This is a genomic window from Rhizobium sullae (assembly GCF_025200715.1).
GTDB classification, from domain to species: domain Bacteria; phylum Pseudomonadota; class Alphaproteobacteria; order Rhizobiales; family Rhizobiaceae; genus Rhizobium; species Rhizobium sullae.
Window position 1 is genome coordinate 3,692,501 of sequence record NZ_CP104143.1, and the last position, 15,471, is coordinate 3,707,971.

Genomic DNA, 15,471 nt, shown 5'->3' on the forward strand with positions numbered 1-15,471 from the left:
GGCTTCCAGGTGTCGGGTTTTGCCCTTTTGGGTTCAACTTGACGTCCGAAGCCGGTTCCAATGATGTCGTTGAAGGTCTAGCCGACCGGAAACGAAAGAGGAGCCGGAGGTAGGAAGGAAGCTTGTCCCGAGGCATTGTTGTTGTTTGAAGGCTTTGGCGTTCATCTGACAGACGGTGCTGGATTGGCGTTGCCTGACCGCGCGCCACCGGATTTGATCTCGAGAAGCTGGTCTTAAGATGAGATCGCAAGCGAGCTGCTCGGCGTAGCTCCAATAAAGCGATCTTATCGAACACGTCGATGGCATTGTTGGATTGACTGGGTTGTAAAAGGTAACCCGGTCTGTTGCCGTTCCTTGGGAACGGGCAACGAGATGATGAGCATTGGCAATGAGAACGATTAAGTGTCGTAAGGGCATTTGGTGGATGCCTTGGCATGCACAGGCGATGAAGGACGTGATACGCTGCGATAAGCCGTGGGGAGCTGCGAATGAGCTTTGATCCATGGATCTCCGAATGGGGAAACCCACCTTAAGATACTTGGGAAATCATTTTGGTTGTCGGATCTTCGATCCGACGTTTGACGGCGAACGATCGCCGACGGCCTATCGGCCTGTATGGGAAGTTCCTATACAGCGCGGTAGCGCGTCGCCGGTCGTCCGGCGCGCTCACGCAGCGCTGCACGGAACGTGCGGGACAAGCGTGAGTGAGAACCGAAATGGTTTCCAAGTATCGATAATAAGGTATCTTCACCTGAATAAAATAGGGTGTAAGAAGCGAACGCAGGGAACTGAAACATCTAAGTACCTGCAGGAAAGGACATCAACCGAGACTCCGCAAGTAGTGGCGAGCGAACGCGGACCAGGCCAGTGGCAATTGAAGTTAAAGCGGAACATTCTGGAAAGTTTGGCCGTAGCGGGTGACAGCCCCGTACGCGTAGATACTTTGATTGTCCTAGAGTAGGGCGGGACACGAGAAATCCTGTCTGAACATGGGGAGACCACTCTCCAAGCCTAAGTACTCGTGCATGACCGATAGCGAACAAGTACCGTGAGGGAAAGGTGAAAAGCACCCCGACAAGGGGAGTGAAATAGAACCTGAAACCGGATGCCTACAAACAGTCGGAGCCTGAAAGGGTGACGGCGTACCTTTTGTATAATGGGTCAACGACTTAGTGTAACAAGCAAGCTTAAGCCGGTAGGTGTAGGCGCAGCGAAAGCGAGTCTGAATAGGGCGATTTAGTTTGTTGCATTAGACCCGAAACCGAGTGATCTAGCCATGAGCAGGTTGAAGGTTGGGTAACACCAACTGGAGGACCGAACCCGCATCTGTTGCAATAGATTGGGATGACTTGTGGCTAGGGGTGAAAGGCCAATCAAACTCGGAAATAGCTGGTTCTCCGCGAAATCTATTTAGGTAGAGCGTCGATCGAATACCCCCGGGGGTAGAGCACTGGATGGGCTATGGGGACTCACCGTCTTACTGATCCTAACCAAACTCCGAATACCGGGGAGTACTAATCGGCAGACACACGGCGGGTGCTAACGTCCGTCGTGAAAAGGGCAACAACCCTGACCTCCAGCTAAGGTCCCCAAGTCATGGCTAAGTGGGAAAGGATGTGAGGATCCCAAAACAACCAGGATGTTGGCTTAGAAGCAGCCATCATTTAAAGAAAGCGTAACAGCTCACTGGTCTAAATAAGGGTCTTTGCGCCGAAAATGTAACGGGGCTGAAGCCATGCACCGAAGCTGAGGATGTGTAGCAATACACGTGGTAGCGGAGCGTTCCGTAAGCCTGTGAAGGGACAGTCGTGAGACATCCTGGAGGTATCGGAAGTGCGAATGTTGACATGAGTAACGATAAAGAGGGTGAGAGACCCTCTCGCCGAAAGACCAAGGGTTCCTGCTTAAAGTTAATCTGAGCAGGGTTAGCCGGCCCCTAAGACGAGGCGGACACGCGTAGTCGATGGGAACCACGTTAATATTCGTGGGCCTGGTGGTAGTGACGGATTGCTCAACTTGTAAGGTCTTATTGGATTGATCTTGCAGGGACGCGGTTCCAGGAAACAGCTCCACCGTATAGACCGTACCCGAAACCGACACAGGTGGTCAGGTAGAGTATACCAAGGCGCTTGAGAGAACTATGTTGAAGGAACTCGGCAAATTGCACGCGTAACTTCGGAAGAAGCGTGACCCCATTTTACGCAAGTGAGATGGGGTGGCACAGACCAGGGGGTAGCGACTGTTTATCAAAAACACAGGGCTCTGCGAAGTCGCAAGACGACGTATAGGGTCTGACGCCTGCCCGGTGCTGGAAGGTTAAAGGGAGAGGTGCAAGCTTTGAACTGAAGCCCCAGTAAACGGCGGCCGTAACTATAACGGTCCTAAGGTAGCGAAATTCCTTGTCGGGTAAGTTCCGACCTGCACGAATGGCGTAACGACTTCCCCGCTGTCTCCAACATAGACTCAGTGAAATTGAATTCCCCGTGAAGATGCGGGGTTCCTGCGGTCAGACGGAAAGACCCCGTGCACCTTTACTATAGCTTTACACTGGCATTCGTGTCGGCATGTGTAGGATAGGTGGTAGGCTTTGAAGCGGGGACGCCAGTTTCCGTGGAGCCATCCTTGAAATACCACCCTTATCGTCATGGATGTCTAACCGCGGTCCGTTATCCGGATCCGGGACAGTGTATGGTGGGTAGTTTGACTGGGGCGGTCGCCTCCGAAAGAGTAACGGAGGCGCGCGATGGTGGGCTCAGACCGGTCGGAAATCGGTCGTCGAGTGCAATGGCATAAGCCCGCCTGACTGCGAGACTGACAAGTCGAGCAGAGACGAAAGTCGGTCATAGTGATCCGGTGGTCCCGCGTGGAAGGGCCATCGCTCAACGGATAAAAGGTACGCCGGGGATAACAGGCTGATGACCCCCAAGAGTCCATATCGACGGGGTTGTTTGGCACCTCGATGTCGGCTCATCGCATCCTGGGGCTGGAGCAGGTCCCAAGGGTTTGGCTGTTCGCCAATTAAAGCGGTACGTGAGCTGGGTTCAGAACGTCGTGAGACAGTTCGGTCCCTATCTGCCGTGGGTGTAGGAATATTGACAGGATCTGTCCCTAGTACGAGAGGACCGGGATGGACATATCTCTGGTGGACCTGTTGTCCTGCCAAGGGCATAGCAGGGTAGCTACATATGGAAGGGATAACCGCTGAAGGCATCTAAGCGGGAAACCCACCTGAAAACGAGTGTTCCCTATCAGAGCCGTGGAAGACGACCACGTTGATAGGCCGGGTGTGGAAGTGCAGCAATGCATGAAGCTTACCGGTACTAATAGCTCGATCGGCTTGATCGTTCTCATTGACCATGCTCATCAACGCGCCAAAGGCGCCGATGACCATCGATACGTGTTCAAAACAAAACACGAGTGACAAATCACTCCTGTACCAGCTTCTCAATTAGTTGCGCTTCGCTGACCTGGTGGTTATGGCGGGGTGGCTGCACCCGTTCCCATTCCGAACACGGCCGTGAAACGCCCCAGCGCCCATGGTACTTCGTCTCAAGACGCGGGAGAGTCGGTCGCTGCCAGGTCTGCAAAACGCAACTAACAATCTTCTCAACACCAAACTAACGGCCCAAAGCCAAGCAAAACGGGCCGCCCTCAAAGCGGTCCGTTCCGCTTTGAACAAAGAACACAAATATAACGCGGGGTGGAGCAGCCCGGTAGCTCGTCAGGCTCATAACCTGAAGGCCGCAGGTTCAAATCCTGCCCCCGCAACCACTGAGACTTGAATATTTTGCCATTCAAGTCGTTTCAACGAAAGCTCCTCCGCGTAAGCGTCGAGGAGCTTTTTTTGTTTTTGCTCCGTGTCAATCTCGCCGGCCCGCATCTTCTCCAGATAGTCGTGCTGTTTGAGCGCCTCGAACTGCTTCTCCAGGATCGTCGCGGCTTCCATCGCGGCGAGGATCGAGGCGATGCGACCGTGGACTTCGAGGGATGCCGGCTGGTGGCCCGGGGTCTTGCCGATCACCACTTTCTGAATGAACTGGCGCACCATGTTGATGAACGGCTGCTTCGTTGCGGCATCCGCGTGCTCGCGCATGTAGTAGAAGGCGGAGTTGATGACCAGTTCGACGGCCTGCGGGCTGACCTCCGTCTTCAGCTTCCTGATCTTCTCCCCGAAATCTTCCGCCTCTGGCGCCTGCGTCAGGCGTAGTTCAAGGCCTCCACGGCGCTCCTCAAGCTGGTCAAGCATGTCGTCGAACGCTGAAAGGTGCGGCCGGCCTTCGGCCGCGCGATCGCTGATCTGTTGGATGATCTGGCGCTGCTCCTGCTCGACAGCCTTCAACTCCCCGGAAATGCGCTTCCGCTCGTCGGGCTCGTTCTTGACGGAAGCGGCGAGGTTCTGGCGAGCCTGTCCGGCGACGTCGTCAAATACGCCCATGGCGAAGAATGCGGCGGGAAGACAGGACAGAATCCGATCCTCCAGGTTCTTGCGGAGAATGGTCTTCTGGTTGGAGCAGCAGGCGCCGCCGAGGCCATCGACCGGCAGCTTGCTCTTGTGGTTCGAGCAGCCGTAGCGCTCCTTGGCCATGATGGCGTAGGAGCCGCCACACTCGGCGCATTCCAGCATGCCGCTCAGCAGATAGCTCGGCCGGTGGGTCCGGTTCAGCCGATTGGTCGTCGTTCGGGAAAAGTTCTCCAACGTCGTCAGTTGCCTTTCCTTCACCCGTGCCCAGAGTTCGTCACTGATGATGCGCATATGCGGGACTTCCGTGACGATCCATTCGCTTTTGTCGTTGAGGCGCGCGGTTCGGCGTTCGGTCTCCGGGTTCTTGCGAAAATTCTGTTTGTTCCAGATCAATCGGCCGACATAGAGTTCGTTGTGAAGGATGCCGGCCTGACGCTTGCCATCGCCACGGATGGTGTCGTCGCGCCAGTACTTGTGCTCGGGGGCGGGAACGCGGCGGGCGTTGAGGCTCTGGGCGATCGCGGCCGGACTGACCCCGTTGGCATATTGCTCGAAGATCCAGCGCACGATCTCGGCCTGGGCCGGTTCGATCTCGCGCAAGCCCCTGATGCGGTCGCCGTTGGCGTCGCGCTGCTGGCCGAGGCGGTAGCCGTAGGAGAGGCGGGTCGTTGCGATGCCCTTGCGCGCCGCCGTCTTCATGCCTTCTCGTGTGCGGTAGCGGATTTGCTCCACAAGTTCATGGCTCAGTGTGGAGCGCAGGTGCAACTCCATGTTGCTCACTGGTTGACCTGCTTGGACTGTCCAGATTGCGGTGTCATGGTAGGCGAGATCTTTGAGGATTTTTGAGCTGTGCTCGACGTCACGGGAGAGGCGATCCACGGTGACGCACAAGACGACGTCGATGCGCTCACGCTTTACATGCGCCAGAAGTTGCTGGATTCCGGGGCGCGATGTGAAGGAGGTTCCGCTGATCGCCGAGTCGGAATAGACCTCCACCAGCTTCCAGCCCCTGTCGGCGACAAATGTCTTGCCGAGTTCGGTCTGGGTTTCGATCGACACCTCGTTCTGGCGGTCGGTAGAGTAGCGGGCATAAAACAGGACGGTCTTGGTCATGTGCTGAGTTCCATCTTAAACAATCTACTGGGTGAACACTGGCCGGCTTTGCCGGCCAGCTTGATGCGGACCTGTTCGCGGGGGGGCAGCTATTCTGCCGCGCTCCGTGCGGTCAGGCGCTGGCGCTGCTTCACCCGGTGCCAAAGGTCCTGGGTTACGATCTGAAGTGCCGGCACGAAGTCGAAACAGTCCCGGCTTGGTACCCAGAAGCGGCCGAGGTAGAGTTCGTCGTTGAGAACCCCTTTTCTTTGCGCGCGATCACCACGGATCATGCTGTCACGCCACGGCTTGCCGTGCGGACCGACGACACCCAGTGTTTTGAGGCCTGATGCAATCTTTGCCGGCGACATGCCCTCGGCATACAACTGGAAAATCTGCTGAACGACTTGGGCTGCGTCGGCATCTACCGCCGTGAAGCCGAACATATATTGGCGATCGGCGTTGAAAGCGCCCGTATAGCGGTAGCCATATGAAAGACGCACAAGATGTTCGGCCTCGTAGAGGTCGTCCGGCATTGGCGCGATATGACTGCCGCGTCCGAACATGCTGCCCTGATCATCGCGATAGTATTCGATCAGATCACTGGTCTTGATCTGGACGCCCGGATCGGCTGCCCAGAGTTCGATGCCTTTTGCGTCAAGTTCACGCAGCAGCCGTTTCGCAACGGCAAGCCGTGAGCACAAGCGGTCCAGCGTATGGCAGAGGATGACATCGATCGCCTCTCCTTCAACATGTTCAAGGAGTTTGCGCACACCGGGCTGCGCCGTGAAGACGACTTCGCCGATGTCTGCATCGCGGCAGGTAGCTTCCAGTGACCAGCCGTTCTCCTTGATGAAGCCCTTGGCATAATGGAGCTGTGTCTCGAAGCAGGCGCCGAGATGGGGTGTGGTCGAACTGCGTGCATAGAACAGAACGTTCCTCGTCATTGTGGACCCTCAGTTGAGATGAAAACTTTCTCGGGGGACATGGTAACCGGCTGCGGGAGACCTGAGAGCCCCCGCAGCGCTGCCAGGCCGTCATGGCCTGGCGTCAGTGCGTGATGGAAATTAACGACCATCCGTAGGAACTGCCCGTGGGGAGAGGTGATTGCCGATGGCAATAATTGCCGCAATCACGCTCGCCGGCGTCGGCGTGGCTAGTAGTCCATAGCGGCGCGGTAAGCCGCGGCCTCGTTGGTGTTGCCACGAAAGCGGCCATCGCGCTGAGGCTCGAGGATCTGCTGCTGGATACTGTCGCGGGCGCCGAGCCAGTACCAGCCGCTTTGATCGGGCAGGATTACGAACACCTCGTTCGGGGTGATCCTGATGCGGGTTGCTCCCGTCTCAGCCTTGATCGCCTCACGAAAAAGCTGGTCGCGTTTGCTGTTCGCGCCTGTCTTCTTCGCTTTGGATGCCGGCTCCCTGGAGGCGATCGTCGAGGGAGCGATGCGTTTGGTCAGAACCAGCACGTGGCTGACCTTCTTGCGGCGCCCCTCGGCCTCGTCGATGTCGATCACAATGCCGCGGCTGAAGATGTCGCAGAAAACTCCGCCGCTTACGGCAACGCAATACGCGCGGAGGAATACGACGCAGGGATGATCGCGCTCAACGCCGGTTCGGGCGTTCAGATAGGCGGCGAGTGTCGGCCGGTCTGGAAGACGGCGCCAGTATCCGACATATCCAAGAAGGCGCAGTGCCCCCTCGACCTCTCCGTCATAGGTTCTTTTGATCGGAGGAGTGCGTGGGAAGTCGAGCCACCGCGAGCCGTAGCGCACCTGGCGGATTGCATCTTTCGCTTTAGACAAACTTGCGCCGGTGATCGACGCGATAACACCCGGCCCGGGATAGAGGCGCGATTTAGTGTCGTTGTCGACGTCGTGCAGGTAACGCGTTTTGACTGCCCCGGTATCGGAAGCAGGCTTGGTTACCTGATGTTTTGCGCGATCTTTCGGACCCAGAGCGGATTCCGAGGGAATGCCGGCGGTGCCCGACTTGCCAGGGGCGAAAGCCAGACTCTTTTGGCGATCGTCCTTAAAGCGGGCGAACTCGCAGTTCTCTTCCTGCGAGAATGGGGGATGCGACATGTTGGCTCCTTTCACGAGCAGATCTTCGTCGTCGTCTACGACGAAGATCTGCGCGAAGAGCCTGATCGCGCATGCGGCCGGTGCTGACCCCGAAGCCGGGATCCTTTTTGCACTCAATGTCCCGGGACGGCTGGATTGCGGCGCCGTCGACATGGTGTTTGTGATCCATGGGCGCCTCCTTTCCGTTGTGGGCTGGCCTGTTGACACTTGTCGGCGCCAATAGCTCATAAAGCCGAGCAATTCTCAAGTGTCTGTATTTACATGGCTATCGATGCTAATTTGCTGAGAACTGCCCCGAATCTCGAAATGGGACAGAGGGAACCCCTGAGCGATCAGAACGCGCAACTCCGACCGGCAATGACAGTAAGTCATTGTTAAGCATGAATTTATGAAAATGCTGTTGCGCATACGCAACACATTGATTGCGCGGTGAGCTATCCGTCAATCATGCCTGCGTGCAGCCTCCCCGCGAAACTGCTCGAAACATTCGATTCAGGATAAACGGCGTTTAACCGAGTAATGGGGGGAGGAGTCGTAGAGTTTGCAAACGCCGTTAGGTGTTCCCATGGACAGCGATGGCCCAAGGCCGGAACCGCAGGTGGCAGGTCGAACGAAACCGCTCAGCCGCTCTCCTCGGCACCGACAGGAAAGAGCAGATGGGGCTTGCGGCGGAAGGGCCAGTCGCCATCTCCGTACTTCTCGACGAGTTCATCGAAGACGGTGCGGGAGGCGCGTTCGTCGAAACCCTGTCGAACGAGCATCGGGATGACGACAGAGCGAAAGGCTTCCAACGCGTCGTGGTTCCCCTTCGCTACCATGCTCGAAATCGACATGAACAGCGCCGTTCGCGCCACGTCGTCGCGTCCCGGGCGTTTGGCCTTTCGGTCGGCATCGCGCAGCTTTTGCTGGCGTTCGCGCTGCTTGTGGTTGCGGATCTCTTCGGACTTCGCTGGCATGCACTCTTCCCAATCACGTCTCCGGCTACCGATGCCAGACCGCATTCCTGTCCGCAACGCCGTTTGCGGGGAATCGAAAATCCCGGTTTATGAATCGTTTTTTTGGAGTTCTGAATCAAATGAGCGCAATTTGAGATGCATTGCGGGCACGTTGGAACGGGTGGAGATGACTTGGCGACCGGCAAACGGCGTTCGTGAATCAGATGACCAGCATTCGGAATCGGAAATCTCAAAACCGGAATCAAATGAGCGCAATTTGTCTCAACGTGTGGGCACGTTGAGATGACGTGTGCGCAACCTGACGGAAATCGCCAGCGGTTTGCAGTCGCGCTTGCGCCTGATCGACCGTTTCCATTTTGAAGCATGAGGTGGCGGATCGATATCTTCCTGTTCGGCTCATCTACGAAGCCACGTGTAATATGTCCCTGCAGTTCGTGCGGAATGTGCCATCTCTGGATGGCAATCGGGCCTTCCCCCTGGACGGCGAGATGGTGGCTTCGTGTTTACTTCGTCGGACGTTTCCTTGACCGCAAGAGTTCTTCGTGAAGGCCGTAAACGCGCGAGGTCGCCCTATCCGGCTCTGCGGATGGACTGCTACCTGGAATAACGTCTACAGAGCATAAAGAACAAATTATTTTGCAAATCCGTATAAATTGGAATGCGTTGGCTAAAATCCTCCCTGTTGATAAATAAATAAGCCGAAAGCAACAGGAAAATTAAGATTATAACCGGAATTATACTACGTGAATGAATTACCTGAATTTGCAGTATGACCGTATTGGCGCAATAATATGATAATTCGATGAGAGATGCATCGGATACATTGTAAACACGTCACACGGAGACTTCCATGCATACAAAGAGCACCTACATGACCACGACTGCCGCCTACTCCTACGAAGATAACGGTATCGGGCAGCTACGCGATCGGCTCGAAACCAAAGCGGCCCACATCTTCGACCTTGGCCGGCGCACAACCGAACAGACCTTCGAACTCGGCGACCATCTGGCACAGGCGGCGGACCTGCTTCCCGATGGCAGGTTCGACAAATGGGTGAAGGTGCGCTGCGGTCTCTCAGCGCGCAGCGCTCGCAACAATATGGCGGTGTTCCGCAATCTCGGTCGGTTTCGCGACGAGCTTGTCGACCTCTCGGTCGGAGCGACCGTTCTGTACCACCTGAGTTCGGCGACACCGGAAAAGGTCGAGGCGGCGATTGCCTTCGCCGAAGATAATGGGCGGCTGCAGGTCGCGGATGTGAAGGCCATTCTGGCCGGCGACGAGGAGGGCGACGACAAGCCGGAGACGGGCGACCGGTTCCGCGTCGGCGGCATCAGTGGGTTGAAGGCGCTGATTGCCATCAAGATCCGCGACGGGCTGAAGGCGTTCGTCGCCCATGTCGTCACCATCTGCCGGGCAATCGAGGCTGCGCTGGCCAAACCGCGTGTCATCAAGGAAGCGCTGGCCAAGGAGATCCAGGACATCGCCCGCGTGGCGCGCCAGGAACTCGAGAGCCTGGCACTGTTCATCGAGCCGGAACTCGATGGGGGTCGCAACACCCGTCCTACGAAGTTCCCGAAGAAGACTGGCTGGGTCGAGGTCAACGACACGCTCTATACATTGGGTGGTGTCGATGGTTGGCCGAAGTCGAAAGAGATGCGTGACTGGCTTGCGCAGCATGTGCTTCCGGTTCTCGGCTGGGCAGTGTCCAAGGAGCGGAAGCCGGAATGGCCGCTCGAGGCACTGCGCACTTCGGCCGCAGAACCGGCACCAACCATTGAGGTGGAAAACGTCGCCGACTACCATGATGCCGCGCCGGGCATGCCGGATGAGGTCTCGAATGGTGCCGAAGTCTCGGACGAGCGGATCGAGCGGTTTGGCAAGTCGCTGGAAGAGGCCACGGGTGGCTTCATGACTGTCAGCGGCGAAACGTCGAGGAATCGCAAACGGTTTGCGACAGTACCGCCGCTCGCGGATGACGCTGTCGTCGAGGCAGAACCGGCGTCCGCCCTGGTGCGGTGAGACGCGTCTTGCTCGAGGCCGTGAACTGGCCTTCCCGCCAAACCCGAAAGGGCCGCATGTCGGCCCTTTTCTTTTTGGTTGTCGATGGCCACGGAAACGCTCGACCGGCTCGTGTCGGTCGATGGAAGCGTCCATCGGTTTTGGACTTCGTGAGCCCGACGTTAACTATGTACCGGCTTTGTTCTTTTTTGCTCTCCCGGGTCCTTGAGCCCGGCTCCCGGTCCTGCCAGGTTAGGGCTGTTCGGAAGACCGGACACAAAACGGCCCAAGGCAGCGCGCCAACGCTACCAAGGGCCTGACCCTCAGCCTTCGTGAAAAGGAATCGGGCTATGAGCACCATTACCTCTACACTTCCCAATGGGGAAGTTCTCCGTTCGACCGTCGTCGCGGCATCCATGTTCTCCCAACGCTCGTCCGGCCCCGGCGCCCGGGTCGGCATCGGCGCCCGCAGCAGTGTCGCCGAGCCGGCGGCGTTGCGCCGTCATCCGCACATCGTTCGTTTTGCCGAAGTCGAGGCTGATCTCGATCTGCTGATCGATCGTGCCATCGCGGCGATCGCCGACGGCGAACCGGTCGAGGACGAGATCCTCGGCCATTACGTTCACATCGCCTCGCTCGTCCGTGCGGTGTCGTTCCGGGAAGGCAAGTTGCTGGAGCAGGCGGTCGAGCGGCTGGCCAAAGCCAATCCGAACGTAACGGTGCTGACGCAGTCGCTCAAACTGCCGTTGGTCAAGGCGGCGCTCGAGGCCGTTTCCGGAAACGACTGGGAAAGCCTCGACGGCATCAAGCTCGACTGTGAGGCGCCGGCGAAGGGCAGCTACACGCCGGACCTTATCGTCGTGAACCGCGCCCGGCACACGGCCTACATCCTCGACCTGAAGCGCTCGCTCGCTTCTTACGGCGACACAAGCCGCCTCGAGGAGTTGAAGCTGAAAATGATGGCGTCGGCCATGGTGCTGCCGGATTGGCTCTACAAGCATCACAAACGGATGATGGTCGACACCGTCGAGGTTGCGATTGTCGATGGCGCCAGCCGCCCGAGCGATCATGCCACCGGCATCTGGGCGCTGTCAGAGATCGACGACCTCCTGGAGATCGACGGTGTCGCGGCCTGCATGGCTGAATTGCGGTCGCGCTTCGGTCGCCGGGTGCAGCAGCTTCTCGAAGCGGAAGCGCGCAAGGCGCTCGGCCTCATGGTGACGGCTGCATCAGATGCGGCGGCGACCTTGAACATGAGTGGCAAACCACTGATCACGTTGAATGGTCCGGATCGCAGTTACGAGGATGAGCAGGCTGTGATGTCGCGAGGTGAGTTCGACGGTCCCTATGATCTCGATCGCTTCGACGAGGATCAGGACGACGAACCGGAACCGGTCCGTATCCGGGTTGGTTTTGCCCGCCGTCCGCGCCGACACTGATCGGGCCGTAGCCCACCGGCACTGAACGCAGCCGCGCCGTGAGCGCGCGGTCTGCTTCTCCCCTTCCATTCCGATAACGCCGGACGCCGATGCGCTCCGGTGAGGAGACAGTCATGTCCATCGATATCCACAGCCCGTCTGTGGCCGGCTTCCGTTGCGAAGCGGTCACCTCGAATACCATCGCGCTGCCTTGCCTTCACAGCAGGCTGGCGAATATTCTCCATGCCCAATCCGCTGATGTGGATCTCGGCGCGAACCATCCCGATGATCCCGCTGTCCTGATCGGCCTGGGATTCGCCTTCGTTCGACAAGGCCGTTTGCTGGATGGACGTGTGCCAGAATTTTTGATCGCTCGGTTGGGCGCCCTTGCCGAGGATGGCAATGCGGCATGCCGTCTGATGCTCGATTGGCTGCGGAACCGCAATCGGGATTTTGCTTGGTTCCGAAACGGGCATCTGACTCGGCCAAATATGGCCGTTGCGTCGGCTGACACCCGTCCACCGCGCCGTTCGCCGCGTGAGCGTGTGTTGGCGACTATCGCGAAACCTGATCACATTGGCGGACGGCGGCGCACCCGGACACGGCCGCGCGATCCGGTCCCGAACCCCAAAAAGGCAATTATTGCCGCGGAGAGAGGAGGGCGTGTTGATGGATAAGATCGCTCGCCTGTTCGTCCGTCGACTTCGGCATCTCGCTCGCCGCGAGGCGCGCCGGATCGCCCTGCGTAACGGCCTGCTTGAGGCCAGGATCGTCGATGTCGATGGTCACCTGCTCTGCCGCTACACACCGGCCTTCGACCCGACAAGGCTGACCGGCAATGCGGTTCGGGATGGTGCCTGGTTCCGGCGGAATTTTGGCGCGGGGCTTATCGCGCCGAAGGAGGCGAGCAAGCCAAGCACCAGCCTTGGCGGCGATGTTGTCGTGACGACGGAGATCGGCGACGTGAAGTCCACCTCGCCGTTGGTTGCCTTCCCCCGGAAGCGCCGCGGCGCCATCGCAGAGGAGGTGACGCTGGGCAACGGCATCGATCGGCGTGCCTATGCAGTGAGCCTTGTGGATCGGACAGCGGGAACGCCGCTGGTCAGTCATGTCGTGGCGGCCCTAGTGTTGGCGCGCGCGGTACGCAGTAGCGGCAGATCGCTGAGCGAGATCGTTCACACCCTGATCCATGTGACGCCGGTCGTCACGCTCCATGCGCCGCTCGATGGCTTCGAGCGGGAGACGCTACGGCTCCTGGAGAAATCCGGGCTGGTGCCTGGCGGTCCCTTCGCAATCATCGATGCGGACCACATGTTCGACGACAACCACTTCGACGTTTACGAAGGGGAGGTTCGCAAACGTCTTGTGGCGTTCTCGGGTGCAGGCGTGCATCGCGTCACCGGCAACGCCTTGCGTCGGCGGATGATCAGTGCGCTGTCTCGCGACTTTCCGATCCTTGCCCTTGCGGAAAAGCGCTCGGACATTCCCTCCCTGCTCCGCATTTCCGCCGACCTGTCGCTGGAAACGGGAAAGCTCGATCGGCGGTTCGTCGCTGACCTGATCGAGGTGTTTTATCCAGACACGGCAATCGAGAGGGTCGGCTTGCCGTTGGATTCCGATGCGCGCTGGTTGTCGCTCGAGGATCTCGCCATTGCCTTTCGTCCGGGACGGCATGTTCGGGAGGTGCTGCACGTCCTTGCCACGCTTGTCGAACGCAATCGCAGCGATTTTGACGAAGAGGACGGCCGCGGCCGCGGGGGCGACAAGGCATCCGGGTCGGGATCGTCCAGCACATCCACCGAGAAATCCCAAGGCTTGGAGGAGAAGCCGAAGTCGTCCGAAGCCGAAAGCAACGGTCGCTGGAAGCGCGACAAGCCGTCGGGTGCCGAAGTGATTCAGCCGGAGCCATTGCTTCTGGCGGGCGAGATCGGCCACAAGCCGCCAGTGATGGTCGAGACACTTTCCGGATACGGCAAGGCAAGGGACTGGGCGCTCGATCTCAAGGCCGACCTCGACGACTACCGTGCCAGCATCCTTACCTGGTCGGAGATGAGCACCAAGCTTTTGCTGTCCGGCCCGCCTGGAACCGGCAAGACGACGTTCGCCCGGGCGTTGTGCAACAGCCTGCAGGTTCCGCTGATGGTTACCTCGGTCTCGACCTGGCTGCACGGCGGACATTTGAACGATGTGATCGACAAGATGGCGAAGACGTTTGTCGAGGCCAGGGCCATGGCGCCGGCGATTCTGTTCATCGACGAGATCGACGGCATCGGCAAGCGGCAGCCGGCTGAACGGGAATATTCCGACTATTGGAATGCCGTGGTCAACAAGGCGCTGGAACTTCTTGACGGCGCAGTGAAGTCCGAGGGACTGATCATCGTCGGTGCCACCAACCGCCCGGACCATATCGATGAGGCCATCAAGCGATCCGGGCGCCTTGAGACCCATATCGAAATCCCCAAGCCCGATGTTCCCACGCTCGCGGAAATCCTTGCCCATCATCTCGGTGACGATGTGATGTCGCTGATCCGGGAGCCGGAACCGGACGTCCGTTCCGAAGTCGATGATGGCTTCTCGCTGAGGAAGATCGTCGCCGGCCATCTGATTGAAGAAGCAGACAGTGAACGGAAGGGAGCAGGCCGATGACAGCAGCGCAGAACATCAACACGACGGAAACGTCGGCAGTCGCGCAGCAGAGCAATCCCGGCGACGCGATCCTGCGGCGTCTGGCAACACGGGCCATGGGTCTGACGGGGGCCGATATCGAACGCGTCATCCGGGAAGCGCGATTGAAGGCGCGCCGCGGCAAGCGGGCGATCAGCTTCGAGGATATCGAAGACGGTATTCGCGGTAATCGCCCGCCGGTGCCCTACAATCTCCGCTGGCGCTGGGCGTTCCATGAGGCGGGCCACGCCGTTGTCCATCACGCGCTTGATCTCGGCCCCGTCCGAGGCCTCAATATCGACACGGGGCAGGGTGGTTACAATCTCGTCGGCTTCCATGTCTGGGCGGCCGACACTCGCGACTGGTACGAAAACATGCTCGCCATGTTGATGGCCGGGCGGGCCGCCGAGCAACTGGTGCTCAAGCGCGTCTCGGCTGGCTCCGGTGGCGCCGACGATAGTGATCTGGCACGGGCCACGCGGATTGCCTTCGATATGGAGCGGACTCTTGGCTTCGGCAGCGAGCATCCGCTGCTCTATCGCCCGCATCGCGATCCAGGCGCGGTGTTTGATCGTGATCTCGACTTGGCGGCACGCGTTCATGCAAAGCTGGAAGCGGCGCTTGACCGGGCGGCGACAATCCTCAGGAGGCGCAGGCCGATCTTCCATGAACTGGCGAAGGCCCTGTTCGATGCTCAGGCGATGGATGAGGCGGCGGTGCTGCACATCCTGACAGACAGTGATCTGACGTCCTGAAGCTTACAACTATGAGGTCGTGACGAAGACGGCTTCAATCCT

At 58.7% G+C, this 15,471-nt stretch carries 9 protein-coding genes, 1 tRNA gene, 2 rRNA genes and 1 pseudogene; 9 read left to right on the forward strand and 4 right to left on the reverse strand.

Annotation, left to right across the window (positions count from 1 at the left end):
• Positions 1–396 precede the first annotated feature (396 nt).
• The 4 genes from N2599_RS18360 (at position 397) to N2599_RS18375 (ending at position 4,207) form a co-directional block, all read left to right on the forward strand.
• Positions 397–3,345 (forward strand): 23S ribosomal RNA (locus tag N2599_RS18360).
• Positions 3,346–3,466: 121 nt separating this feature from the next.
• Positions 3,467–3,581 (forward strand): 5S ribosomal RNA (gene rrf, locus N2599_RS18365).
• A gap of 113 nt (positions 3,582–3,694) precedes the next feature.
• Positions 3,695–3,771 (forward strand) — tRNA-Met (locus tag N2599_RS18370).
• 73 nt (positions 3,772–3,844) lie between these two features.
• Positions 3,845–4,207, forward strand: coding sequence for a hypothetical protein (locus tag N2599_RS18375; protein ID WP_245209280.1), 363 nt, complete (start codon positions 3,845–3,847; stop codon positions 4,205–4,207).
• Positions 4,208–4,768: 561 nt separating this feature from the next.
• On the opposite strand, the pseudogene N2599_RS18380 reads toward N2599_RS18375, so the two are convergent.
• The 4 genes and pseudogenes from N2599_RS18380 to N2599_RS18395 form a co-directional block, all read right to left on the reverse strand.
• A pseudogene (locus N2599_RS18380) lies at positions 4,769–5,575 on the reverse strand (recombinase family protein); the annotation flags it as partial.
• An 89-nt stretch (positions 5,576–5,664) separates the two neighbouring features.
• Positions 5,665–6,501 carry a recombinase family protein gene (locus N2599_RS18385; RefSeq protein WP_027512019.1) on the reverse strand — a complete coding sequence of 279 codons (837 nt, stop codon included), beginning with the start codon at positions 6,499–6,501 and terminating at the stop codon, positions 5,665–5,667.
• Between the two features lie 209 nt (positions 6,502–6,710).
• Positions 6,711–7,637: a hypothetical protein gene (locus N2599_RS18390; protein ID WP_245209279.1), complete on the reverse strand. Its 927-nt coding sequence runs from the start codon at positions 7,635–7,637 to the stop codon at positions 6,711–6,713.
• 620 nt (positions 7,638–8,257) lie between these two features.
• Positions 8,258–8,593 (reverse strand): hypothetical protein, encoded by a 336-nt coding sequence (locus N2599_RS18395; RefSeq protein WP_027512017.1) that lies wholly within the window; start codon positions 8,591–8,593, stop codon positions 8,258–8,260.
• An 850-nt stretch (positions 8,594–9,443) separates the two neighbouring features.
• Between N2599_RS18395 and N2599_RS18400 the strand changes: the two genes are divergently transcribed.
• The 5 genes from N2599_RS18400 to N2599_RS18420 all read left to right on the forward strand — a co-directional run bounded on the left by N2599_RS18400 (position 9,444) and on the right by N2599_RS18420 (position 15,429).
• Positions 9,444–10,613, forward strand: a complete 1,170-nt coding sequence (locus tag N2599_RS18400; protein ID WP_027512016.1) for a hypothetical protein — start codon at positions 9,444–9,446, stop codon at positions 10,611–10,613.
• A 329-nt stretch (positions 10,614–10,942) separates the two neighbouring features.
• Positions 10,943–12,031: a hypothetical protein gene (locus tag N2599_RS18405; RefSeq protein ID WP_027512015.1), complete on the forward strand. Its 1,089-nt coding sequence runs from the start codon at positions 10,943–10,945 to the stop codon at positions 12,029–12,031.
• 113 nt (positions 12,032–12,144) lie between these two features.
• Positions 12,145–12,687, forward strand: a complete 543-nt coding sequence (locus tag N2599_RS18410) for a hypothetical protein (RefSeq protein WP_027512014.1) — start codon at positions 12,145–12,147, stop codon at positions 12,685–12,687.
• On the forward strand, positions 12,680–14,656 hold the full coding sequence (locus N2599_RS18415; RefSeq protein WP_051336713.1) for an AAA family ATPase: 1,977 nt from the start codon (positions 12,680–12,682) through the stop codon (positions 14,654–14,656). The genes N2599_RS18410 and N2599_RS18415 overlap by 8 nt, the downstream gene beginning before the upstream one ends.
• The gene (locus tag N2599_RS18420; protein WP_027512013.1) at positions 14,653–15,429 is read left to right on the forward strand and encodes an ATP-dependent metallopeptidase FtsH/Yme1/Tma family protein; all 777 of its coding nucleotides are present in this window, start codon (positions 14,653–14,655) and stop codon (positions 15,427–15,429) included. Before N2599_RS18415 ends, N2599_RS18420 begins: the two co-directional genes overlap by 4 nt.
• The last annotated feature ends 42 nt before the right edge of the window (positions 15,430–15,471 follow it).

Bases quoted from the DNA above. Each gene is read 5' to 3' on its own strand.
- N2599_RS18385 (WP_027512019.1), bottom strand. From the start codon at position 6,501: ATGACGAGGAACGTTCTGTTCTATGCACGCAGTTCGACCACACCCCAT.
- N2599_RS18390 (WP_245209279.1), bottom strand. From the start codon at position 7,637: ATGTCGCATCCCCCATTCTCGCAGGAAGAGAACTGCGAGTTCGCCCGC.
- N2599_RS18395 (WP_027512017.1), bottom strand. From the start codon at position 8,593: ATGCCAGCGAAGTCCGAAGAGATCCGCAACCACAAGCAGCGCGAACGC.
- N2599_RS18400 (WP_027512016.1), top strand. From the start codon at position 9,444: ATGCATACAAAGAGCACCTACATGACCACGACTGCCGCCTACTCCTAC.
- N2599_RS18405 (WP_027512015.1), top strand. From the start codon at position 10,943: ATGAGCACCATTACCTCTACACTTCCCAATGGGGAAGTTCTCCGTTCG.
- N2599_RS18410 (WP_027512014.1), top strand. From the start codon at position 12,145: ATGTCCATCGATATCCACAGCCCGTCTGTGGCCGGCTTCCGTTGCGAA.
- N2599_RS18415 (WP_051336713.1), top strand. From the start codon at position 12,680: ATGGATAAGATCGCTCGCCTGTTCGTCCGTCGACTTCGGCATCTCGCT.
- N2599_RS18420 (WP_027512013.1), top strand. From the start codon at position 14,653: ATGACAGCAGCGCAGAACATCAACACGACGGAAACGTCGGCAGTCGCG.